General features: G+C 60.8%; 20 protein-coding genes. 6 read left to right on the top strand and 14 right to left on the bottom strand.

What is annotated here, in order from left to right:
- Positions 1-127: 127 nt before the first annotated feature.
- The gene (locus tag H8F22_RS30665; RefSeq protein ID WP_027925502.1) at positions 128-862 is read right to left on the bottom strand and encodes a thioesterase II family protein; all 735 of its coding nucleotides are present in this window, start codon (positions 860-862) and stop codon (positions 128-130) included.
- 171 nt (positions 863-1,033) lie between these two features.
- Complete coding sequence (locus H8F22_RS30670) at positions 1,034-2,206, bottom strand: MFS transporter (protein WP_194941073.1); 1,173 nt, start codon at positions 2,204-2,206, stop codon at positions 1,034-1,036.
- A 258-nt stretch (positions 2,207-2,464) separates the two neighbouring features.
- Between H8F22_RS30670 and H8F22_RS30675 the strand changes: the two genes are divergently transcribed.
- Both H8F22_RS30675 and H8F22_RS30680 read left to right on the top strand, forming a co-directional pair.
- A complete protein-coding gene (locus H8F22_RS30675) occupies positions 2,465-4,303 on the top strand; it encodes a glycoside hydrolase family 15 protein (protein WP_194941074.1) in 1,839 nt (612 codons plus the stop codon).
- A gap of 329 nt (positions 4,304-4,632) precedes the next feature.
- A complete protein-coding gene (locus tag H8F22_RS30680; RefSeq protein ID WP_027925505.1) occupies positions 4,633-5,022 on the top strand; it encodes a hypothetical protein in 390 nt (129 codons plus the stop codon).
- Here the strand turns inward: H8F22_RS30680 and H8F22_RS30685 are convergent.
- Positions 4,998-5,993, bottom strand: a complete 996-nt coding sequence (locus tag H8F22_RS30685; RefSeq protein WP_059182442.1) for a GlxA family transcriptional regulator — start codon at positions 5,991-5,993, stop codon at positions 4,998-5,000. The genes H8F22_RS30680 and H8F22_RS30685 overlap by 25 nt on opposite strands.
- An 89-nt stretch (positions 5,994-6,082) precedes the next feature.
- Between H8F22_RS30685 and inhA the strand changes: the two genes are divergently transcribed.
- Positions 6,083-6,760 (top strand): isonitrile hydratase, encoded by a 678-nt coding sequence (gene inhA / locus H8F22_RS30690; protein WP_194941075.1) that lies wholly within the window; start codon positions 6,083-6,085, stop codon positions 6,758-6,760.
- Positions 6,761-7,050: 290 nt separating this feature from the next.
- Here the strand turns inward: inhA and H8F22_RS30695 are convergent, their stop codons facing one another.
- Positions 7,051-7,539 (bottom strand): SRPBCC family protein, encoded by a 489-nt coding sequence (locus H8F22_RS30695; RefSeq protein ID WP_194941076.1) that lies wholly within the window; start codon positions 7,537-7,539, stop codon positions 7,051-7,053.
- Positions 7,540-7,773: 234 nt separating this feature from the next.
- Here H8F22_RS30695 and H8F22_RS30700 point away from each other — a divergent pair, with 234 nt between their 5' ends.
- Positions 7,774-8,175: a lysozyme inhibitor LprI family protein gene (locus tag H8F22_RS30700; protein WP_194941077.1), complete on the top strand. Its 402-nt coding sequence runs from the start codon at positions 7,774-7,776 to the stop codon at positions 8,173-8,175.
- A 120-nt stretch (positions 8,176-8,295) separates the two neighbouring features.
- On the opposite strand, the gene peaD is transcribed toward H8F22_RS30700, so the two are convergent.
- The 4 genes from peaD to peaA form a co-directional block, all read right to left on the bottom strand.
- Positions 8,296-9,414 carry a quinohemoprotein amine dehydrogenase subunit beta gene (peaD, locus tag H8F22_RS30705; protein WP_027925510.1) on the bottom strand — a complete coding sequence of 373 codons (1,119 nt, stop codon included), beginning with the start codon at positions 9,412-9,414 and terminating at the stop codon, positions 8,296-8,298.
- Positions 9,415-9,438: 24 nt separating this feature from the next.
- Positions 9,439-9,762 carry a quinohemoprotein amine dehydrogenase subunit gamma gene (qhpC, locus tag H8F22_RS30710; RefSeq protein ID WP_008145336.1) on the bottom strand — a complete coding sequence of 108 codons (324 nt, stop codon included), beginning with the start codon at positions 9,760-9,762 and terminating at the stop codon, positions 9,439-9,441.
- 1 nt (position 9,763) lies between these two features.
- Positions 9,764-11,194 (bottom strand): quinohemoprotein amine dehydrogenase maturation protein, encoded by a 1,431-nt coding sequence (gene peaB / locus H8F22_RS30715; RefSeq protein ID WP_027925511.1) that lies wholly within the window; start codon positions 11,192-11,194, stop codon positions 9,764-9,766.
- Positions 11,195-11,275: 81 nt separating this feature from the next.
- Positions 11,276-12,856, bottom strand: a complete 1,581-nt coding sequence (peaA, locus tag H8F22_RS30720; RefSeq protein ID WP_194941078.1) for a quinohemoprotein amine dehydrogenase subunit alpha — start codon at positions 12,854-12,856, stop codon at positions 11,276-11,278.
- A 343-nt stretch (positions 12,857-13,199) separates the two neighbouring features.
- Between peaA and H8F22_RS30725 the strand changes: the two genes are divergently transcribed.
- On the top strand, positions 13,200-13,556 hold the full coding sequence (locus H8F22_RS30725) for a hypothetical protein (RefSeq protein WP_059182438.1): 357 nt from the start codon (positions 13,200-13,202) through the stop codon (positions 13,554-13,556).
- Positions 13,557-13,605: 49 nt separating this feature from the next.
- Here H8F22_RS30725 and H8F22_RS30730 read toward each other — a convergent pair whose 3' ends face one another.
- A complete protein-coding gene (locus H8F22_RS30730; protein WP_027925514.1) occupies positions 13,606-13,860 on the bottom strand; it encodes a DUF1652 domain-containing protein in 255 nt (84 codons plus the stop codon).
- A 458-nt stretch (positions 13,861-14,318) separates the two neighbouring features.
- Here H8F22_RS30730 and H8F22_RS30735 point away from each other — a divergent pair, with 458 nt between their 5' ends.
- Positions 14,319-15,809 carry an aldehyde dehydrogenase family protein gene (locus H8F22_RS30735; protein WP_027925515.1) on the top strand — a complete coding sequence of 497 codons (1,491 nt, stop codon included), beginning with the start codon at positions 14,319-14,321 and terminating at the stop codon, positions 15,807-15,809.
- A 117-nt stretch (positions 15,810-15,926) separates the two neighbouring features.
- Here H8F22_RS30735 and qhpG read toward each other — a convergent pair whose 3' ends face one another.
- The 5 genes from qhpG to mrdA form a co-directional block, all read right to left on the bottom strand.
- Positions 15,927-17,225 (bottom strand): flavin-dependent monooxygenase QhpG, encoded by a 1,299-nt coding sequence (gene qhpG / locus H8F22_RS30740; protein ID WP_194941079.1) that lies wholly within the window; start codon positions 17,223-17,225, stop codon positions 15,927-15,929.
- Positions 17,222-17,899, bottom strand: coding sequence for a subtilisin-like serine protease QhpE (gene qhpE, locus H8F22_RS30745; protein WP_194941080.1), 678 nt, complete (start codon positions 17,897-17,899; stop codon positions 17,222-17,224). Before qhpE ends, qhpG begins: the two co-directional genes overlap by 4 nt.
- Complete coding sequence (locus H8F22_RS30750; protein ID WP_027925518.1) at positions 17,889-19,607, bottom strand: ABC transporter ATP-binding protein; 1,719 nt, start codon at positions 19,605-19,607, stop codon at positions 17,889-17,891. The genes qhpE and H8F22_RS30750 overlap by 11 nt, the downstream gene beginning before the upstream one ends.
- Entirely contained in the window at positions 19,607-21,511 is a 1,905-nt protein-coding gene (locus H8F22_RS30755) for a sigma-54-dependent Fis family transcriptional regulator (protein ID WP_027925519.1), read from the bottom strand. The genes H8F22_RS30750 and H8F22_RS30755 overlap by 1 nt, the downstream gene beginning before the upstream one ends.
- Positions 21,512-21,631: 120 nt before the next feature.
- Positions 21,632-23,524 (bottom strand): penicillin-binding protein 2, encoded by a 1,893-nt coding sequence (gene mrdA, locus H8F22_RS30760; protein WP_027925520.1) that lies wholly within the window; start codon positions 23,522-23,524, stop codon positions 21,632-21,634.
- Positions 23,525-23,811: the final 287 nt, after the last annotated feature.

Here is a 23,811-nt window from a genome sequence, read left to right on the forward strand (position 1 = left end):
GAGTGTCGGGTTGGCGAAAGTCCAATGCAGGAGTGAGCTTGCTCGCGATAGCGGTCTGTCAGTCACATCCATGTTGAATGTACCGACGCCATCGCGAGCAGGCTCACTCCTACAGGGGTTGGTTGTGTCAGGCGCTGGCGGCCATGGCATGCCGGCGATGGTGGATCTCGAGCTGATCCTTGATCACCCGCAGCACCTTGGCCTCGTGCTCATGGATGAAGAAGTGACCACCGCCAAGCATGTCCACGGAAAAACTGCCGTGGGTTTCCTTGCTCCAGCCGATCAGCTGTTCCGTGGTCGCGCGATCAGCCTTGCCGCCGAGCACGTGCACCGGGCAGTTGAGCAAGGGGCGCTGCTGTGGTTCGAAGCGTCCGCACAGCAGGAAGTCCGCGCGCAGGACCGGCAGCGTCAGGCTCATCAGTTCTTCGTTGGCCAACACTTCTTCGCGGGTGCCATTGAGCGTACGCAATTGCTCGATCAGCTCGGCATCGGTTTTCGGCTCGGCAAAACCGCGATCGTAGTCCGCACGCATCGTCGGCGCAGCGGTGCCTGAAGCGAACAGCGCCACCGGCTCCGGACCGCCCAGCGAGCGCAACGCATGGGCCATTTCACAGGCGAGCAAGGCACCCAGACTATGGCCGAAAATCGCGTAAGGGGTTTTCAGCGTGGCGATGTGTTCTTGCGCGAGTTGCAGCGCCAGGCGCCGCATGTCGGTGTGCAACGGCTCGCCGAACCGTGCGCCACGGCCGGGCAGTTCCACCGGTTGCAGTGTGAGCCACTCCGGCAGTTTGCGCCGCCAGCGGCTGTAAACCATGGCGCTCGCGCCTGAATAGGGCAGGCACAGCAATGTCAGCTGGGTCACCGGGCTTACCTCGAAAAGTTGTCTATCAAGGGAACGGATGAGCGCCGCGGAGAATTAGTCGTACACATCCCCTTGTAGGAGTGAGCCTGCTCGCGATAGCGGTATGTCAGTCAATTCAGATGGTGACTGTTACACCGCTATCGCGAGCAGGCTCACGCCTACAGGGGGGCTTTATTTCAAGTGGCGGAAGCTTTGGACAGCGGAAATGAGGACCACCAGGCCGGCAGCTATCGCCACCCAAAACCCGCTGCGCGCGCCGAACGCATCCACCAGCCACCCCGAACTCGCCGCACCAATCGCCACGCCAATACTCAACCCCGTCACCAGCCAGGTCAGGCCTTCCGTCAGCTTGGCCGGTGGCACGATGCGCTCCACCAGGGCCATGGCGACGATCAAGGTCGGCGCAAAAAACAGCCCGGCCACAAACACCGCCAACGACAACCCGAGAATGTTGCTCGCCAGCAACAACGGCAGCGTCGTCAACGCTGTCGCCACCCCGCCGTACAGGAACAATCGCGGCAACGGCACCTTCGAACGCAAGGCCCCGAACGCCAGCCCGGCCATGCATGAACCAATCGCATACACCGACAACACAATGCTCGCCGCCGCCGGTTGGCCCTGCTGCTGGGCGAACGCCACGCTGACCACATCGACCACGCCAACAATGGTGCCCATGGCGACCATCAACAACATCAGCAACTGAATCTCGACGGAACGAATGATCGAGCCTTGATGGTGTTCTTCATGGGGATGAATGGCCGGCTCGGTGTCGCGTTGCAGGACGAATGCCGTGACACCAATCGCCAGCATCAACAACGCCGCGAGCGGCCCGGCCTCGGGGAACGCCACCACGCACAAGCCCACCGACACTGGCGGCCCGACGATAAAGCAGACCTCGTCCAGCACCGACTCCAGGGCATAGGCGGTTTGCAGTTCGGGCTGGCCGCGATAGACCTCGGTCCAGCGTGCCCGCACCATCGCCGACATGCTGGGCATGCAACCGGCCAACGCGGCGAACACGAACAGCGTCCAGTGCGGCGCCTGTAAACGGGTGCACAGCAACACCAGCAACAACGCCCCGCCGCCGATCAGCGCCGAAATCGGCAAGATCCGGCGTTGGCCAAAGCGGTCGACCAATCGTGAGACCTGCGGCGCGCAAAAAGCTGTGGCCAAGGCAAAGGTTGCCGCCACGGCACCGGCCAGTCCGTAACCACCCTGCAGTTGCGAGAGCATGGTGATCAGGCCGATGCCGGTCATGGAAATCGGCATGCGCGCGATCATGCCGGCCAGCACGAAGGCTCGGCTGCCGGGGGCTTTGAACAGATCGCGGTAAGGGTTGGCCATGGGATGCGGGTCTCGACAAGGGACTGCAAATTGCCATAAGGCTGATTGAGGGGAAAGCGCCCAATTGTTGGTGGAATGTGAAGGCCCCTTCGCGAGCAGGCTCGCTCCCACATTGGATGTGTCTACGACGCAAAACCCTGTGGGAGCGAGCCTGCTCGCGAAGGGGTCAGAACAATCACCACATCATTCCAGCAAATGAACTCCTGCCCCCAAAAACCAGTCAGCTAGGTAGGCCCTCACCGCAAGGCGCTAACCGTCATGCCGATTTCTCTCCAGCCGCTACTTCACGAACGACAAAGCGCCATCGACGCCCACGGCATCATCGGCGACATGCGCAGCGCCGCACTGGTCAACGACAAGGGCAGCGTGGACTTTTTCTGCTGGCCGGAATTCGACAGCCCGTCGATTTTCTGCTCGCTGCTTGATACGCCCCAGGCGGGTATCTTCCAGTTGTCGCCGGACTTGCCCGACGCCCGCCGCGAGCAGATTTACCTGCCGGACACCAACGTGCTGCAAACCCGTTGGCTGAGTGATCGCGCGGTGGTCGAAATCACCGACCTGCTGCCCATCGGTGACACCGAGGACGATCTGCCGCTGTTGATGCGCAGGGTTCGGGTGGTCAGCGGTGAGGCGACGTTTCACATGCGCTGCGCCGTGCGTCATGACTACGCTCGCGCCAGGACCCGCGCGCGGATGGATAAAAAAGACGTGACGTTCGAGGCCGCCGATCAACCGTCCATGCGCCTGTCTTCGGATCAGGGGTTGCAGGTTGATGGTGATGCAGCGGTGGCCGAATTCACCCTGAAGCAAGATGAGAGTGCACAGTTCCTGCTCGGCGGACTCGACGATCCGCGCTTCAAGGAGGGTGCCGCCGACCTGTGCCTGCAACGCACCCTGAAGTTCTGGCGCGACTGGATTGGCCAGTCCAACTATCGCGGCCGCTGGCGGGAAATGGTCAACCGCTCGGCCCTCGCCCTGAAGCTGCTGACATCACGCAAACACGGCGCGATTCTCGCCGCCGCCACCTTCGGCCTGCCGGAAACACCGGGCGGCGAGCGCAATTGGGATTATCGCTACACCTGGATCCGCGACGCATCGTTTACCGTCTACGCGTTCATGCGCCTGGGGTTCGTCCAGGAAGCCAACGACTACATGCGCTGGCTGCGCGGGCGGGTCAGCGACTGTCATGGCCAGTCGAAGAAGCTCAACATTCTCTATGCCATGGACGGTCGACAGGAACTGCCGGAGGTCGAACTGACGCACCTGTCCGGACATGGCGGCGCGACACCAGTGCGCATCGGCAACGGTGCCTGCGATCAGATCCAGCTCGACATCTTCGGCGAGTTGATGGACGCGATCTACCTGGTCAACAAATATGGCGAGGCGATCTCCCATGAAGGCTGGAAACATACCGTGGAAGTGGTCGATCAGGTGTGCGAAACCTGGCAGCAGGCAGACGTCGGTATCTGGGAAATGCGTGGCGAGCAGCATCACTTCCTGCACTCGCGACTGATGTGCTGGGTCGCACTGGACCGCGCCATTCGCCTGGCCTCGAAACGCTCACTGCCCGCCCCGTTCGCCCGTTGGGACCAGATGCGCCAGGCTATCTACGCTGACATCTGGGGAAACTTTTGGAACGAAGAACGCGGACATTTCGTCCAGTACATCGGCGGCACCGCCCTCGACGGCTCGATGTTGCTGATGCCGCTGGTACGCTTCGTCAGCGCCAAGGACCCGCGCTGGCTCGCCACCCTCCAAGCCATCGAAAAAAACCTGGTGCGCGACGGCATGGTCTATCGCTATCGCAACGACGACACCCGCATCGACGGCCTCGACGGCACCGAAGGCGCGTTCGCCGCGTGCTCATTCTGGTACGTCGAATGCCTGGCGCGGGCCGGTCAGGTGGAAAAAGCCCATCTGGAGTTTGAACAGTTGCTGAGGTATGCCAACCCGCTCGGCCTGTATGCCGAAGAGCTGGACAATCATGCGCGGCATCTGGGGAATACGCCGCAAGCACTGACACATCTGGCGTTGATCAGTGCAGCGAGTTTTCTGGATCGGAAATTGAGTGGGGAGAAGAGTTTTTGGCAGCCTTGAGACTGAGGCGTAGCCATCAGCCACAACATCACTTGCCGACAAAGTCCGTCAGAAATTTCCCGTTTTGCGCTGCCGCTTGTAGGAACGAAGCTCACTCACACCAGGCTTAAACACACTCCCAGAACCTACCAACCCAACGTTGGCGAGCATTTGTGGGCTTTCAGGCCAAACCTCCTACAAAAATTGAACAAACATTCCCCTTTCACCCCGGCACCTCCCATTCCTACAGCCTGAAATACCTTGTTGCCAGTCGTTACATCCCCCCCTAACATCCAGCAACAACGGGTACAGCGGAGCTGTCCAACAAAACCCGAATTCAAGGAACCTGAATGAGCCAGCGCATCCACCGCAGCATCGACTCTCCCCTTCGCTCCGGCCTGAACCGCGACGAACTGTGGGAAGGCCCGGACAAAGGCCTGATCAAATGCTGGGAAATCGGCCGTCAACGCGCCGCCCGTTTCCCCAACCTCGCCCAACGCAGCCTTGCCGGAGAGCTACCGGTTCTGGGCTGGAAGGGGGGTGTCAGTCGCAGCCTGAAAAAACTCGAAAAGTACGGATCTCTCAAATACCTGGCGCAGTGGCAGGGTTTGCGCGGGGAGGATCTGGATGTTGATTTGGCTGAAGAGCGGGCGTTGGAATGCTCCCGGACCGGGATGGTGGTGACGTTTACGCCGGATCGGTCAAAGTATTTTAATCAGGTGGCGGAAGTGGAAGCCTGATAGAGAGCGGGCCCACTGACCGAAAACCGCTCGCGATACGCCTGCGGTGTCACGCCCATGGCCCTTAGAAAACTGCGCCGAAGCGTTTCTTCGCTGCCAAATCCGCATTGCACCGCCACCCGCTTGATCGGTACACCGGTGTCGCTGAGCAACCGTCGCGCCGTTTCGACCCGGATTAATTCAATGGCGCGCGCCGGAGTTTGCCCGGTGTCGGCGCGGTAGTGGCGGACAAAACTGCGTTCGCTCATGCCCGCCTGCAACGCCAGGGTGGGAATGCCGAGGTCCTTGGTCAGGTTTTCACTGATCCAGGCGTGAAGTTCGTCGAACCGGTCGCCTTCTTTCTGTAAGGACAAGGTCACGCTGAACTGTGACTGCCCGCCCGGACGCTTGAGGAACACCACCAGTTGCTGGGCGACTTCCAGCGCCATGTTGCGGCCGAGGTCCTCTTCGACCATGGCCAGGGCGAGGTCGATGCCAGCCGTGACCCCGGCCGAGGTCCAGACCGGGCCGTCGTTGATGAAGATCGGATTGGGCTCGACGTGGAGGCGCGGATGCTTCTGCGCCAACTGCTCGCAACGCGTCCAGTGCGTGACCACTCGCCGGCCATCCAGCCAGCCGCTGGCAGCCAGCAAAAACGCCCCGGTGCACACGGATGAAACCCGCCGGCAAGCTGCCGCATGTTCGCGCACCCAGGCCACCAGCGCCGGGTCTTCCGCCGCCGCGTAAACGCCCCAGCCACCGGCAATCACCAGCGTGTCGCTTTCGCCCTCGGGCAACGGCTCGGCCAATAGCCCCAAGCCCGCCGACGATATTACCGCCCCGCCGCCGCTGGCAATCACTGTCGGCGCATAGGGCGGCGGCAATCCTTTCTGGCGAGCCATGTCGTTGGCCGAGGCGAAAACCTGCAAGGGCCCGGTGACGTCGAGCAGTTGCACATTGGCAAACGCGAGTACGTGAATGATTTTCGGCATGTTGGCGTAATTCGTGGGGTGATTGGCGGATACGCCAAATCCTACGAGCCTACAGTGAAGACGTCCACCCACTTCAGGAGAAATACGCCATGACGTTGCAGATCGGTTTTCTGTTGTTTCCCCAGGTTCAGCAACTGGACCTGACCGGCCCTTACGATGTGTTGGCCTCACTGCCGGACGTGAAGGTGCATTTGATCTGGAAGGACATGGTGCCGATTACCGCGAGCACTGGCCTGGTGCTGAAACCGACCGTGACGTTCGACGATTGCCCGGCGCTGGATGTGATCTGCGTTCCCGGCGGCGGTGGCGTCGGGCCGTTGATGGAAGATGAAGAAACGCTGGCGTTCATCAAGGCGCAAGCCGCCACCGCGCGGTATGTCACGTCGGTCTGCACCGGTGCGCTGGTGCTCGGCGCCGCAGGGTTGCTCAAGGGCAAGCGGGCGACGACGCACTGGGCCTATCACGAACTGCTCAAGCCACTGGGCGCGATCCCGGTGAAGGACCGGGTGGTGCGCGACGGCAATCTGCTGACCGGTGGCGGGATTACCGCAGGGATCGACTTTGCCCTGACCCTGGCGGCGGAACTGTTCGACAAGGACACCGCGCAGCTGGTGCAGTTGCAGTTGGAATATGCCCCGGCACCGCCGTTCCAGTCGGGCAGCCCTGAAGCGGCACCATCGAGTGTTCTGGCTGAAGCGCAACGCCGGGCAGCCGCCTCGCTTGAGCTGCGCACGCAAATCACCGAACGGGCAGCGGCGAGGCTCTAAGCGCTGCCGGACTTTTCGACAGGCAAAAAAAAACCCGCCGAAGCGGGTTTTTCCCAAGACCATTGTCGACTCCCTGTCGGTAGCCAATCCTTGCTGATGGTCGATCATCCGTGATCCTGAAGCGCTTCCTGTGCTTCAGTTGATGGAGTTAGATTACGTGTCGGATCCAATCTGCGATAGACGACATAGCTACCATCACGTGTAAGACATTCGCTATACCCACCCTTCCGAAAACCCTTAGACGCCTCAGGCTTAATGGCTGGAGGCCTCGAATTCAGGGGGCTGTAGCTTTAACCACCTTCACGCTCGTGGGCTTTGGCGCTTTTGGTCAGAAACTGTTCGATGTTGTTCATCTGCTCATCCCAGCCGCGGCTGTCCATACGGAACGCCTTGAGCCTTCGCGCTTGGGGAACATGATCGAAACCGGATTCGGTGACCTTCAACAAGGTGCCTTCATCCATGTCTTCAAGCTCGAATTTCACCAAAGTAGTGGGTTCCTGGGAATAGTCGACATCCGGTTCAACCGCATACGGGTGCCAACGAAACGAAAACACCCGCTCGGGCTCGACCCGCTCCACCAGCACATTCCACAGCAAGTGCTCATACCCGGGATAGGTGATCTGCCCCTGGGTCCACTCACCGGCGACGAAACGCTTGCCGTCCAGCGCAACGCCAAACCACTGCCCAAACGCTTCGGCATTGGCCAGCACACGCCAGACGTGCGAACGCTTCGCCTTGAGCAGGATTTTCCTTTCGATGCGATCTGATGCTGGGTTCATAAGTCACCTCCTGTACTGAACAGTAGGTCAGTAACAACCACAAGACCAACCCTAAAATTGGACCAATCGCTTGTCGCGATCAACCATGCTCGGGATATTCGGCCATTTTTGTGCGCATAAGTTCGGGTTTTCGGGCGAGACGGTTGCGGACAGCAAGGCGTGTTCTGTCGGCGCAGGTTCATAGTGATTCGCTAAACTGCCTCGCAATTTCCTCTGCCACAGCGAGTTTCCGCCATGTACTCACGCTTTTTCCTGGCACTGGCGCCAGTGTTGTTCACTTCGATGGCGTTCGCCGTGGATTGCGACAACGCCACCGACCAGGCCACGATGAACCAATGCGCCGCGCAGCAGAATGCGGCGGCCGACAAGGAGTTGAATGCGCTGTATCAGCAAATCACCACGCGTCTGCAAGCTGAGCCCGAGCGCAAGAAGTTGTTGGTGGGCGCGCAACGGGCGTGGGTTGCGTTTCGGGATGCCGAGTGCAAGTTTTCGGCTTCGGGGGTGGAAGGGGGCAGTGTGTATCCGTTGATCTATAGCAGTTGCACCACCGACTTGACCAAGGCGCGGGTTCAGACGTTCAGGAATTATCTTAAGTGTCAGGAGGGGGATGTGGGGTGTCCGGTTCCGGGGGGTTGATTTGGCAGTATTTTTGAGGGCCTCATCGCGAGCAGGCTCACTCCTACAGGGGATCTGTGTTGCACCGCAGATCCCCTGTAGGAGTGAGTGCTCGCGATGGCGGCCGGTCAGGCGCCGCTATTACCGGACAAATATCTGCGCCGTGGTGATCGCCATATCCCCACCCGGCATTTTGATGCTGCCAATCTGCTTCAAGCTGTCGGCATCAAAAATCGCCACGTCGTTAAACGTCCCGGCCAGGTAGATCTTGCTGCCGTCCTTGTTGAAGGAAATGCAGTAGTAGGAATGATCCAGCGTCGCCGACTGAAGCATTTTCTTTTCCTTGATGTCGTACTTGGCCAAGCGGTTGAGCACCCCGAACATCAGGTTCGGGTCCTTCGGCGAGCGCATGCCGCTGAAGTAGATTTCCGTCAGGGGACCGAAGTCGGTGGTTTCGGTCTTGCCGGTTTTCAGGTCAATGCTGAACAGCCCGTAGAGGTATTCAGCGGTCAACGGGTCCTGCTTCTTGTCCTTGAATTTCGCGGTGGTATAGAGCAGCGAGAAATCATGGCGATACGTCTGCTGGTTCCATACGTAGAGCACGTCCGGCGCGCTGTAGTTCGGGCGTTTCCAGTGACGACTGGGAATCAGCACGTCGAACTTGCCGGTGTTCACATTGACCTTGTAGACGTCCGCCCCGGCCACGTACAGCGTGCCGTCGTCGCCGCTTTGCATGATGGTCAGTTGCCGCGGCGCCGGGAAACTGCGCACCGGTTTGGCGTCCATGCCGGCGTCAGTCTTGTACACATCGAGCCGCGGCTGCTGCACTTCGTAGCGGTCATTGAGCATCAATGTCGGGTTGGCAATGGCAAACAGTTCCTTGCCGTCGTGGCTGAGGGTGAAGGCGAACATCGACTTCGCTTTCTCCCCCGGTTTCTGGGTGATGCTGGCGTGGAACACCTGCTTGCAATTGTCCAGCTCGACGCCGTAGACATCGGCGTAGTGGTTGTTCAACACATAGGCGGTCTTGCGGTCCGGCGACAGTTGCACGGTGCCGGGGCCAAAGGCGTCGGGCATCTTGCAGGTCTTGAACAGCGTGTCGGTGGCCAGGTCGATCACGTTCAGGTTGTTCGGGTAGTTGGTGGTCAACATGTACTCGTGACCGTCTTGCAGTGCTGCATTTTCATCGGCCAGAACGTTGAGCGAACACGTGCTCAGGACGGCGAATGCGGCCAGGCCGCAGGCTTTGATGCTGTGCATGCTGGAATCCTTCTTCTTATCTGATCACTTGTCTTTGGGGAAGACAGTGCCGAGGTTGCGCCAGTTTTCGTTGGACGCCTGGGCATCCTTGTTCCAGTCCGGATAGGTGCTCATCATGTCGGGCACCTGGGCCGGCCACCAGCACGGGTCGGAACAGCCATACAAGTCGGCTTCCATCGGCTGGCACAGTGACGACACCCCGCCAAACGCATCGATCTCCCAACCCGGGTCGGTGGTCGAGGCGCAGCCCGCCACAGAGCTCATGGCCACCACTTCTTCGATGCGGTTTTCGGCCGCGGCCTCGTCCAGTTTCAGCGCTTTGTTATTGATTGCCTTGAGATGTTTCATATCAGTGAGCCTTGCGCGGAGTGATGTAGCTGCTGATAAACGCAGGGTTATGGGCCATGATCCGGGTGTAGACCTCGATGCCGAAGTCGACCCAGTCACGCATCAGTTCGCAGTAGTGATAGGTCGGGTGGGTCGGGTCGCCGTACCGGGCGTAGCTTTCGTGGTAGCAGCCGCCGGAGCACAGGTTGCGGATCTGGCAGTCCTCGCAACCGGTGTTGGTGCGGTCGAGGCGTTGGGACAGGAAGTCGTTCAACTCCACCTGTTTGACGCCGCTGTGCACGTTGCCGAAGGTCGGCAGTGACGAACCGGTAAAGCGATGACACAGGTTCAGTTCGCCTTTGTGATCCACCGCCAGCATCTTCAGGCCCGCGCCGCACGGCAGGGCTTTTTTGTGGCCTTCGTGGATGTCGGTGATCAGCTGGTGCAGATTTGAGAAACCGATGTTGCGGTGTTCCAGCGCCGCTTCCAGGTAACGCCGACCCAGCCTCTTCATGCTGGCGAAAACTTCGATCAACTCGTCGCTGGACAGGTTGAAGGTGCTGATGTCGCCAGAGGTCACCGGGGCAAACCCGACTTCGGCAAAACCCAGTTCATTGAACAGGTGATCCCAGATGGTTTCGACGTCGGTGACGCCGGTGGTCAACGTGACCCGCGCGCCCACCGGACGGCTGTTGTAGCGCGACAACAGCATCTCCGCCTTGCGCCGTACCACGTCATACGTGCCCTGCCCGCCCACGGTGATACGGTTGCGGTCGTGCACGGTTTTAGGCCCGTCGATGCTCACCGACAGCCCGAAACGGTGGGCATTGAGGTAGTCCACGGTTTCTTCAGTGAGCAGCGTGGCGTTGGTGGTCATGACGAACTCGACGAACTTGCCGGCCTCGCGGAAACGCTTCTCGCAATAGTCGACCATGTACTCGATCAGTTTGCGGTTGCTCAACGGCTCGCCACCGAAGAACACCACGGTGAAACGCTCTTCATCCGGGGATTCGCGCAGCAGCATTTCCACCGACGCGACCGCCGTTTCGACGTCCATTTTCTTGCCCGCCGACGGCTTGTCGAGGTCTTCCTTGTAGCAGTAGGTGCAGCTCAAGTTGCAGCCGGTGTTGACGTTGAGCACCACGGTATTGATCGCGGTACGCTCGACCCGTTTGGTGCCGATGTCCGGGGTCAGTGGCGAGCCGTCGCTGACCAGTTCCAGGGACATCAACTCACGCAAGGTCTCGGTGATTTCCTCGCCATTGAAGCGTGAGGACAAGCGCTGGATCAGGTCGTCCGACGAACAGCCGGGACCGCGCAAGGTATCGATGATGGTGCCGGTCAGTTCGTCGCTGGCGAACAGCGAACTGCTGGGGATGTGAAACAGCATGCGGTCGGCATCGACGTGCACTTCGTGCAGGTTCCGTTCGACCAGATTCAAAATAGCGCCCATTGCAACCTCCTGTGCAAACCCCGTTTGACGGGGCCTGCGGTCATTCCGAAAAAGTGTCTGAAGCCGTAGGAATCAGCCAACTCATGGAATGGGTGGATTGTTCCAGCGTTGCACGGTGACGATCATGTGGCCTTCGCCGGTCAGGGATTTCCCTGCATCGTCGACGGCGGCGATCACCTTGAGGTTGCCGGCATTGTTGGTGGACATCTTGCGTTGCGGGTTCGGCCCGGCATCGCCCGGTGTGAACACGCCGCTGTCCGCCTGCATGGTGCCGGCGAACTTGACGTCTTCGTCTTCCTTGGCGCGGTCATCGAAGGCCTCGACCTTCCACTGCGCCGGGAACACGCCGATGCGATACAGCTTGCCGTCAGCGCCTTTGCCCCAGGCTTCGGCGTCGAAGCGGCCCTGGACTTTCGGCGTCGAACCACCGCCCTCGCCGATCCGCGCCACCGAGAATTCCGGCACCACTTTGACTTCGGCGATGGAGCTGTAGACCGACAGGCTCGGGCCTTTCAGTGTGCCGACGGTGACTGCACGCACGCCTGGTTGGGCATTGGCGGCGGCCTTGAGCTTGACCTTGATCCGCTCAGGGTTCTGCTCGACGATTTCGACCACTTCCACGCCTTTGCCGAAATTCGGTTTGCCGGTGAGACCGCTGCCGACCAGCGTCACTTCCGTTTCACTGCCAGTCTTCAGATAACCCGGCTGTACCGCCAGCAAACGGCTGGAACCCTGCTTGGCGGCGACGAAGTCCAGACCGCGCTCGTCGTGCTCGGCCTCGAACATCCGACCCTGCATCGCATTGCCTTGGGCGGCGAATACCTGACGCATGGTCACGCCGTCGATGGTCACGTTGCCGCGCCATTCGTAGCCGGTGTAGAGAATCGCGCTGCCGTCGCCATTGAACGGGCTGCCGTCAGCGTATTGGCCTTTGACGCCAACCTTGAAGGTATCGCTGCCATCGGCCGTGACGCTCATCACGCCGGCCAATTCACCCTTGCCTGGCAAGTGGCCGCTGAAACTCCAGTCGCCCACCAGGGCATCGCTTTTCGGCGCGGCGCTCTGCCATTTTTTCCAGGCCGGGTTGTCCAGCGGATAACGCTTGGCCAACATCGGCACCATGTCTTTGCGGGCAATGTCGAACCAGTCGCGGTCGCGGGCCAGGGCCTGGTATTCGAGGGACGGCCATTGGCCGAGGTGGAAGTTCACCAGGCGTTCCCATTCCTGGGCCGGACGGCGTTGCAGGGCGACCCGCGCACCGGAGTGGCAGCGGCCACACATCTGGCTGGTCTGGTCGTCGAATTTTTCGACGGTATTGAGTCGACGCTCCAGCGCATAACGCACGCCATCGGTCTCGCTCGGTGCCAGGCCCTGGGTGTCGGCCAGGTACTTGACGAGGGTGCGGCGGTCGTCATCGCTGATCTGCAAACCGTGCATGGTTTGCATCCGGGCGATGCTCATCAACCAGCCTTCCGGGGTCTTGCGCTGGTGGCTGATGCGGCTGAGGGTGTTATTGGCTTCAGGGGTGTGACAGCCCTGACACGTTTCCTTGAGGATGGTCTGGGCGTCGCGGGCTGCCAGGCTGTCGGGCGAATGCAGCGCCACGCAAGCGGCCACGGCCAGCAGGCTGGCGCTCAGGCCTGATCGGAGTTTTCTCTTCATCAACGTCGAACCTCGCACGGTGCGTTCTTATTGTTGTGGCTTATCGTTTTTATGGTTTCTGCCGCCGGCGGCGAACCGCTGACGGAGGCAAGAGAAACGTCTGCGATGAGCAATACACGGAGCGTGCCAGCTTGCCGATGTTGTTTTTTATCAATCAGTTGCGTGCAATCAAGGGCCTGGAACAGCCGTTGAAGGAGAGCGCCTGCGTCTAATATCGCGACAGGTGTTGCAGTCTGAGACAAGCATAGATGCCCAGCGGGAACAGCTCATCGCCCAACGATTGACGGCACGGGTAGGCCGGCGCGAAATAGTTGTTCACCGATTGCCAGCAAGGGGATAAAAAATGGCAAGCATCACTGTCTTGGCGGGGGACTTTCTGCAGGGTGATGGAGAGTACAGGGACGGCGTTTTCACCCTCAGGACATCGCTTCATCCATGGCCCGGCCTCACCCTCCCGATTTCAGCGTTCAAGCGTGTGGAAGTCGCCAACGAGGAGTCGATCAACAACATCAAGGATGCCATCGGGTTCGGCGTGGCGGGCGCCATGCTGCTGGGACCCATCGGCGCAATTGCCGGGTTCATGCTGGCCGGCAAGGAAACCGAAGTGACCTTTCTGGCCACGCTCAAGGATGACCGGACGCTACTAGCGGCCGTGGATAGCAGCACGTTCGAGGAGATTTCTAACATAATCCCCTCATGAACACCTCAACACAGGCCGCACCACACGCGGTGGTGCGGCTGACGCCGGTTCAGCTCAAGAACGTTGGGTGGACGTCTTTGTGTGCGTTGATCTGTTGCTGCATCTGCCCCACCAGCGTCGCAATCGCGTGGGCGGTGTCCAGCTCCCAGACGGGAACGTGACTCACCACCAGGTCCACTTTGCCGGTCATGCAATTGCAGACCCGGATCGTCAACGACTGATCCGGTGCCATGCTGCAGGTGCATACCGAAGGTAGAAAACTCCGTTCAATGATGCTTTGAATCTCCAGGGTTGAAAGGTTCATCACAACCCCCCTTGTGCGAGATGTATGGCCGGGGAAATGTTCCGTCATTTCACCCACCGAGCCTGAAAATTCTAGACCCCAACACGGGGGCACTCAAGGTCGCAACCCGGTTGCTCGTCGTCTCAGCGGGTGTCGCAATTTGCGAAAAAATCGCTACCGCCCGCTATGCCGACGGGAGAAGAAATGCCGATGGCAACGCAATTTTTGTAGCCGCTGGCGAAGCCTGCATTCGGCTGCGCTAGCAGTCGTAATTCCTGAGTTTGCGGTCTGCCTGAAGCACCGTATCGTCTGATTTCACGACTGCTGCGCAGCCGAACGCAGGCTTCGCCAGCTGCTACATGGCATAACCTTCACCACCCTCCATTGGCGTCCGGCTGATCAACGTTGGCCTGACCTCCCGGCGACTTGGCACAGCCATTGCGAAAGCCCTGTTCTCACGAACAATAAGAGGCTTCGCCATGACGCTCCCTAATGTGCTTCCCGCCACCTCCGCATTTATCCAGCGTGCCCCGCGCATGTTGATCGGCGGGGAATGGGTCGAGGCCGCCGATGGCCAGACCATGCCCCTGCACAACCCGGCCACCGGTGAAGTGTTGTGCGTGGTGCCACGGGCCACGCCGGAGGATGTCGACCGCGCGGTGTTGGCCGCGCGTCAGGCTTTCGATGATTCGGCCTGGACCCGCACCCGCCCACGCGAACGGCAGAATCTGTTGTGGAAACTCGCCGACCTGATGCAGCGCGATGCCGAGCTGCTGGCGCAACTGGAATGCCTGAACAACGGTAAAAGCGCGGCGGTCGCCCAAGTGATGGACGTGCAACTGGCCATCGATTTCCTGCGCTACATGGCCGGTTGGGCGACCAAGATTGAAGGTTCCAGCGTTGAGGTGTCGTTGCCGCTGATGCCCAACGATCAATTCCACAGTTTTATCCGTCGCGAAGCGGTGGGCGTGGTCGGCGCCATCGTCGCCTGGAACTTCCCGCTGCTACTGGCCTGCTGGAAGCTCGGCCCGGCCCTCGCCACCGGTTGCACGGTGGTGCTCAAACCCGCCGATGAAACCCCGCTGACCGCGCTGAAACTCGCTGAGCTGGTCCTCGAAGCCGGTTACCCCGAAGGCGTGTTCAACGTGGTCACCGGCACCGGCATCACCGCCGGTTCCGCGCTGACGCACAACCCGCTGGTGGACAAGCTGACCTTCACCGGCTCGACTGCCGTGGGCAAGCAGATAGGCAAGATCGCCATGGACTCCATGACCCGCGTGACCCTGGAGCTGGGCGGAAAATCACCGACCATCGTCATGGGCGACGCCGACCTGCCGAGCGCCGCCGCGGGTGCCGCCAGCGCGATCTTCTTCAACCAGGGCCAGGTCTGCTGCGCAGGTTCGCGCCTGTACGTGCAACGCAAGCATTTCGACAATGTGGTGGCGGACATCGCCGGTATTGCTAATGCCATGAAGCTCGGCAACGGCCTGGACCCAAGCGTCGAGATGGGTCCGTTGATTTCGGCGCGCCAGCAGGAACGGGTTTATGGGTACATCGAAAAGGGCCGGGAAAGTGGCGCGACCATCGCCTGCGGTGGCGAGCAATTCGGACCGGGGTTTTTCGTCAAGCCGACGGTGATTGTCGACGTCGATCAGAAGCATTCGCTGGTGCAGGAAGAGATATTTGGTCCGGTGCTGGTGGCGATTCCGTTCGACGACGAAGCCGATGCGTTGCGCATGGCCAATGACAGTCCTTATGGGCTCGGGGCGAGTATCTGGTCGAATGATCTGGCGGCGGTGCACCGGATGATTCCGCGGATCAAATCGGGGTCGGTGTGGGTCAACTGCCACAGCGCCCTGGACCCGGCGTTGCCGTTTGGTGGGTACAAGATGTCGGGGGTCGGGCGGGAGATGGGGTATGCGGCGATTGAGCATTACACCGAGTTGAAGTCGGTGTTGATCAAGCTCTGATTTGCGGCGTTTTTTAGGCCGCCATCGCGGGCAAGCCCGGCTCCTACATTGGTTCTGTGTTGATCACAAATCCTCTGTAAGAGCCGGGCTTGACCGCGATGGCGTCCGAGAGGGCCCCTACAAATCCCGGGGTTTGAAGCCTTGAGCCAACAACCACCCCCGAACCACCCGCCCCTGCTCCACCGTCAACCCCGCCAACACCTGTTCCGCCGGCTCAGTACGCAACCGCCGCACCAACGGCGCCACTTCAACCCCTTGCACATGCCAGATCCCCAACGGCTGATCCGCCGTGATCACCACCTCGGCTTCATCGACAAACCCCTCATTCAACACCGGCGCCCGCTCAATCCTCAACGCGGCAAAATCTGCCTCGGCATGGGCCACCTGAGCATCCGGCCACTGCCGCCGCGCCTGCCAGAATGGTTGGTCCCGCCATCGCTGTTCATGGGCGTAAAAGTCACGACCGATCCGCGCAAAGCGCAAAAACAGCTGTTCCACCCGCTGCCGATGAAAACGCTGTGCCAAGGCCGTTCGCTCGGGTTTTCGCAACAGCGTGTTGATCACCGTTGGCGCCTGCAGCGCTGAGGACAGCGATTGAAAAATCCCGTTGCCCGACAGCGGGTCAACCGCCATCGCTGCATCCCCAACCCGAATCCAGTTCGGACCGCACACCTGCGGACTGAGGATCGCGGTGCTGCTGCGGGCATGCAACTGCAGGTCGATTTCCGGCGAGGCACCGAAAAAAGCCTGAGCCAGCGCCGAGCCCTGGCGCCGCTGCCGACAATAGTCGAGCAACTGCGCCTTGCCCGGCAGGTTGGCGCTGGCCACGTCCACCGTCCACTGCCAATAGCACTGACCATCAGCCCGCCGCGCCATCCACGCCCAGCCATCCTCCAGGCTTTCCACTGCGCTGGCGGTGCTGCCCGGCGTGGCCTGCCAGCGATTGAGCAGGCTGACCGTCTCCGGCCCTCTCAGGCCTTTACCAAGCGCAGGTGCCTGACGCCCTCGGGCGTCCACCAGAAAGTCCGCGACCAGCGCTTCACGCCCTTCGATCTCGATTCGATGCGCCGTAGCGTCGGTCTGAACCGTCAGCACCCGACCTTCGATCACCTCGACTCCTGCCAGGCGCAGGTCTTCGCGCAAGCCTCGGTCGAAGACGGGACGGTCCAACAGGAATTCAATGTTCTGCGCATGCTGCTGACCGTTCCACGACACCTGCCGCTGGGAAGGCAACGCCGCTTCCGCCAGCGCCTGATGCAGGCCCGCGCCGCGCAGTGCGTCCAGCACTCGCACCGAAACACCTTCCAGCGCGGCAAACCGGCGCCACTCGCTGACCAGCGTCACGGGATAACCGAGCCGCCGTAACCCCAGGGCCACCGCCGCCCCTGCTGGCCCGGCGCCGAGTATCACGATCATGGGCCGAAGCGCCGTTCAGGGCCGCGATAACGCGCATGCTCGCGCAGCCATTCGACCACTTGCTGGTTGCTCGCCTCAGGATGTTCGACCAGAAAAGCGCCGATGTGCCCGCTCAACGCCGCACACCCCAGACTGGCGCCGGATTGTCCTGGATAGGTCCCATGCACACACGCGGCGAAATCCGCTTGCGCGCTGTTGAGCCACGACCATTGCTGTTCGGTGCAACGGGCGTCGCCGGTAACGCGCAGCACCTGCGGATAATTGGCCGGGAACACGCCCTCGCCTTGCGCGGGACTAGAGGCGCAGAGTAGAACCCCGCGTGCCACCGCCGCTGCGCAGGCTTCGCGCAACAGGCTGCGATCCTGTCGCAAGCCGAGGCTCAAATTGATCAGCCGAACGTCCTGCGCCACCAGCCAGTCAATAGCGCTGGCGATCTGCAAGGCGCTAGTGACGCCGCGCTGATCAAACACCTGCCCCACGCAAAACACCGCTGAAGGTGCCCGCCTGCCGATGGCTTCAATCACTGCGCTGCCATGGCCCAGCGGATCGTCGCGCAAGTCGCTTTCGGCCAGTCCATCGTCCAGCAACGAGAAGCGCCGACCCGCGACGACTTGCACCCGTTGCGCCGCCGAATGCCCACTGTCGACCACACCGATGCGCAGTTCAGGCTTCATGCAGCACCGTTTTTGAGGTGAGCACGCCGTCGAGCAATTCAAAACGCAGATCGGCATCGGCCAAGGTGGAGGGGCGATGGCTGATCAGGATGCGTGTACGTCCGGCAAACAGTCGGTCGATGGCCTCGATCACTTCGCGCTCAGTGGCTTCATCCACTGCCGAGGTGGCTTCGTCGAGCACCAGAATCAGCGGGTCCTGCAAGAGTGCCCGGGCAATGGCGATGCGTTGTTTCTGCCCGCCCGACAGCTGCTGGCCGCGCTCGCCCAACGGACTGTCGAGGCCTTCGGGCAACGACTCGATCAGGCTGTCGAGTTGCGCCAGTCGCGCGACTTCGGCAATCGCCTCGCGACTGGCGTGCGGTACGGCATAAGCGAGGTTGTCAGCGAGGCTGCCGCGAAACAACACGATGTCCTGACTGACCACGGCAATCCGCTGGCGCAACTGGAACAGATCCAGCTCCCGCAGGTCGACCTCCCCCAGCAATACGCGGCCGGACTGCGGATCATGATGGCGTTGCAGCAGGTCGATCAGGGTTGATTTACCGACCCCGGAGCCGCCGCTGAGAGCGACTTTCAAACCGTAGGGAATGCGCGCTTCGATACCGCGCAAGGTGGTCGGGCGACCGGGATGACTGAAGTGCACATCGTCGAATCGCAGGTCACCCGAAGTCGGCATGGGTTGTGGCTGGACCGGCGTCAGGACGGTCGGCTCTTCGCCGCGCAATTCCATCACGCGCCCAAGACTGACGGTCATCCGTTGAATGGCGACGTAGAGCCCGAGCAGGCTCTGAACCGGCCCGACGGCCATGCCCAGATAAGTAGAAAACGCGATCAAGGCGCCCAACTGCCAGGTCCCCTGCACCACCCAGTACCCGCCAATCAAAAACGCACAGGCCCGGGACAACGACGTCAGTGTTCCCGGTACGGCCTGGGTAAAAAACTCGGTGACTTGCAGGCGCAGCAATTGGCTCATGTAGCCCTGACCCAGCGTTTCCAGACGCCGTGCTTCACGCTGTTGCTGGCCGGCGGACTGGATGAATTTCATCACCGGCAGTGTCTCGACCATGAACGAGGACATGTCCGCCGAGCGCTCGCGCAATTGCCGCACATCGCGCTCGACCTTGCGCCGCATCCAGCGCAGCCAGAGCACGTCGAGGGGGATCAGCACCAATGCTAACAACGAGAGTTTCCAGGACAGGGTCAGCAGCATCGCCACCGCGCAGACCAGACCGATCACACTCGATACCGCCGAAAACAGCGAGTCCACGGCAAAGCGCTGAATCTCCGCGACGTCGCCATCGAGGCGCGACATCAGGTCGCCAATCCGCCGCTGACCGTAAAAGCTCGGAGAGAGCGTCTGCAAATGCCGATAAAGATCATCGCGCAGCGCAAACAAAATCCGCCCGGACAACCGCGTGTGCAAGTAGCGGTTGATGCCCGACAGCGCCGTGCCAAGCAGCCCGGCGACGATCATCAACCCGGCAATCAACACCAGCATCGCAAAATTGCGCGCCAGCAGGCCATCGTCGATCAGTAGCTTGGTCAACCAGGGTTGCACCAACACCAGCAGCGAGGCACACACCGACAAACCGAGCAGCCCGGCGATGGCCAAGCGATGGGGGCGCACGAAGCTGTAGAGCCAGCGCAATGCCGCTTGCAGGGCTTCGGGGTTCTGGCTGTCAATCAGCCGGACGATCAGGCGCTGCATCACGAACGCAACTGTTTGAGCTTGCGATACAGGGTCGCGCGACTGATGCCCAACGCGTCGGCGGCGGCCGAGACGTTACCCTGGTGCGTGTCCAGGGACTGACGAATCAGTTCCAGTTCATTTTCACGAATGCTGCCGGACTGAGGGCGTTCGGTGGCGGTCAATTCGTCGAGCATGCTGTCGGGCAAGTGGTCGAGGGTGAGGACGCCCTCCCCCGGCTCGCGCATGGCCAGCGCGGTGCGCAACACCATCTCCAATTGGCGGATGTTGCCCGGCCAGTGATAGCCGCTAAGCAGTCGGTTCAAATCGTCATGCAGGACGACGGTTGGTGCATCTAGCCTGGTCAGCAATCGCCCGACCAGTGCACTGAAATCGTCGCGTTCGCGCAGGGCCGGGAGCATCACGCTGATGCCGTTGACCCGGTAGAACAGGTCTTCGCGAAAGTGCTTTTCTTCCACCAGACGCTTGAGGTCGCGGTGCGTGGCGCAGATCAGCGCGACGTCGATGTCCTGTTCTTCGCCGGCACCCAGCGGCGCGACTTTGCGGTCTTGCAGCACCCGCAGCAAACGCGCTTGCAAGGCCAGCGGCATGTCGCCGATTTCATCGAGGAACAAGGTGCCGCCGTGTGCCTGTTGCAGACGACCGATCATGCCACCACGACGGGAGCCGGTGAAGGCGCCTTCGCGGTAGCCGAACAGTTCCGATTCGATCAGGCCTTCGGGAATGGCCGCACAGTTCACAGCGATAAAGGGCTTGTCACGACGGGTTCCGGCCATGTGCAGGGCGCGGGCGATGACTTCTTTACCGGTGCCGGTTTCACCAAGCAGCAACACTGGCAACTCATTGGCCAAGCCTTGCCGGGCCATGCGCAGGGCGCGGGCATAACGCACGTTGCTACCGGCCAGGGACTCCAGGTCCGGCTGGGGTTTCGTGGTTTTGGCGGTCGTGCGCGTTGGGGTGCTGACATTGATTGACCGCTGCGGCGCGCGCAGGGTTTTGTAGAAGAATTCGCCCTTGGCGGTTTGCAGGCTGCCGACGCCGCCCTGGTGCAAACGCGATAACAGTTGCAGGCCATCGACGCCGAGGAATTCTTCGCAACGTCGACCGACCAGCGCCGAGCGCTCGGCATGGAGCAACTGACAGGCCTGGGCACTGACCGCGAGGATCTGACCGCCGAGGCTCACCGCCAACAAGCCTTGCCAAGGCGATTCGAGGTATTGGCGGCGACTGTGGAAGGCCAGGACGATTTCGTCGGGATAACTGGCGTTGAACACGCGGCTTTCAATCTGGCTGACCGCCATCGCCAACAACGCGGTGCTGTCATGGACGCGGCCGAGCGGGCCTTCTCGGGTCAGGTCGAGCACGCCAAGAATGTCGCCTTGAGGGCAGTGGATCGGGACCGAGGTGCAGGAAAAATCCGTCAGGCGATCGAGGTAATGTTCGCCGCAATCGATCATCGTCGGCCGGGCTTCGACCAGTGCAGTGCCCAGAGCGTTAGTGCCGCGAGCGGCTTCGCTCCAGCAGGCGCCCAACGTAATGTCTTGCAGGCCGCTGCCCTTGAGGCGGTCGGCACGCCCTTCGACAGCGAGGATGGTGGCGTCGGAATTGGCGAGGATGATCAGGCCTTCCTTGCCTTGGCGTTCAGCCAGGTAATCAATCGCTGGCAATGCCGCGTCGATCAGCAGTCGGTTGCTCGACAGCAGCACATCGAGGCTGGCGCTCGATTCCAGCGCCAGTTCGTGCTTGCCATTGAAGTGCACGCCATGACTGAGGCTGCGCCGCCAGGACGCATCGATTTCCGCGCGCAAGACGCCATCGGGGACTTCGCCCTCCAGATGGAGTCTTTCCCGGGCCAGCCGGGCTTCGCGGTGCAGTTTCGGTGGTGTTGTTTTTATTAGCGTCATCAAGCGCTCCGAATCGGTCCGCCCTGCGCTTTTTCAAGTTCAGCGCCCTGCCGCAATCTTTACGTTAACGTAAGGGCGATGGCAAGTGCCTTATGGCGCTTGTGATTGCGAAGTAACGACTTACACGTGAGGATCACCTGGCGCTTTGCTCGGGGCGGCGTATTGCGGCTTGAGATGACCGTCCTGATCAAGTAACCAGGCGTCCATGATCTGCCGCACCACCGGACCGGCGACGCGACCACCGGCCTCGCCGTTTTCGATCATCACCGAGATGACGATCTTCGGGTGCTCAGCCGGAGCAAAGCCAACGAATAAGGCGTTATCGCGGTTACGCTCCAGGGTTTTCGCCCGGTTGTAGCGCTCGCCCTGCTTGATCGCAACAACTTGCGCGGTACCACTCTTGCCGGCAATCCGGTATTGAGCCCCGATCGCAGCCGCCCGGGCAATCCCGCGAGCATCGTGCATCACCATCTGCATGCCGTGATTGACCTGTTCCCAGTCATGCGGATTCTTGAGCAGGATGTTCGGCATCGGGTGCTCATCCACCGGCGCTACGCCATCCACGGTCTTGGCCAGGTGCGGTCGATTCCACACCCCCTTATTCGCGATCAGCGCGGTGGCCTGGGCCAATTGCAGCGGAGTGACCTGCATGTAGCCCTGGCCAATGCCGAGGATCACCGTCTCACCAGGAAACCAGGCCTGACGACGTGTGGCGCGCTTCCAGGCTTGAGACGGCATCAAACCGGCAGACTCTTCGAACATGTCCAGCGAGACTTTCTCCCCGAGGCCGAACATCGCCATGTAGTCGTGCAGGCGATCGATGCCCAGCTTGTGGGCGAGGTCGTAGAAGTAGGTGTCGTTGGAGCGCATGATCGCGGCATCCATGTCCACCCAGCCGTCGCCGCTGTGGTTCCAGTTACGGTATTTGTGGTCGAAATCCGGGAGCTGGTAGTAACCCGGATCGAAGACACGGGTCTGTGGGGTGACGACACCGGCATCGAGGCCGGCGATGGCCACCTCAGGCTTGATGGTCGATCCCGGCGCGTAGAGGCCGCGCAGCACGCGGTTGAACAGCGGGCGGTCGATGGAGTCATGCAGCGCCGCGTATTCCTTGAAGCTGATCCCGGTGACGAACAGGTTCGGGTCGAAGCTTGGCTTGCTGACCATGGCCAGCACTTCACCGGTCGATGGGTCGAGTGCAACGACCGACCCACGACGATCACCCAAGGCTTCTTCGGCGGCTTCCTGAAGTTTGACGTCCAGGCTCAGGACGATGTTTTTACCGGGGACCGGATCGGTGTGCTTGAGCACGCGCAGCACGCGGCCTTGGGCATTGGTTTCGACTTCTTCGTAACCGACATGGCCATGCAACTCGGACTCATAGAATTTTTCGATGCCGGTTTTGCCGATGGATTGAGTGCCGCGGTATTCCACGTTGTCCAGGGCTTTGGATTCTTTCTCGTTGATACGACCGACATAGCCGATCGAATGCGCGAAGTGCGCTCCCATCGGGTAGTGACGCACGAACTGAGGCTCGACATCGATCCCTGGCAGGCGGTACTCGTTGACCGCCAATACAGCGATCTGCTCCTCGCTCAGTTCATAGAACAGCGTGACCGGCACGAACGGATGACGGGCCTGCTTCATGGCCTTGTCGAACAACGTTCGATCTTCTATCGGCAGGTGCAGGAGGTTGACCACCTCATCCAGCTCTTCTTTGACATCCGAAGTGCGTTCGCGGGTGATGGTCAGGTTGAAGCTCGGCCGGTTATCCGCCAGAACCACACCATTGCGGTCGTAGATCAACCCACGGGTGGGCGTGATCGGCAAGACGTGGACGCGGTTGTTTTCGGAGATGGTCGAGTGGTAGTCGAATTCGACCACTTGCAAGACGTACATGCGCACCACCAGCGCGCAGGTAATAGCGACGACGAACAAGCCGCAAGCCATCAGTCTTTTATTGACGAGGCGCGTCTCTTTTTCGTGGTCCTTGATCGGTATCGGTTCGGGCATTTCTGCAGCAACTCTGTGACGAAAGACGGGTGCCGATCCGTAGGCTTGAAATCAGTCCGTTAAAAAAACGAGCTGCACCATACCAAAAACTGCGCGGTTGCTTTAGTGCGATTTCCTCTAACGGTTGCCCTTGAGGGCCTAAATGACGGTCGGTGATGGCACTTTCCTGCGGGCAAAACAAAACCCCTACCTGCATACGCAGATAGGGGTTTCGGAATTTAATCTTGACGATGACCTACTCTCACATGGGGAAACCCCACACTACCATCGGCGATGCATCGTTTCAC

It is taken from the genome of Pseudomonas mucoides, assembly GCF_015461845.1.
Classification (GTDB): domain Bacteria; phylum Pseudomonadota; class Gammaproteobacteria; order Pseudomonadales; family Pseudomonadaceae; genus Aquipseudomonas; species Aquipseudomonas mucoides.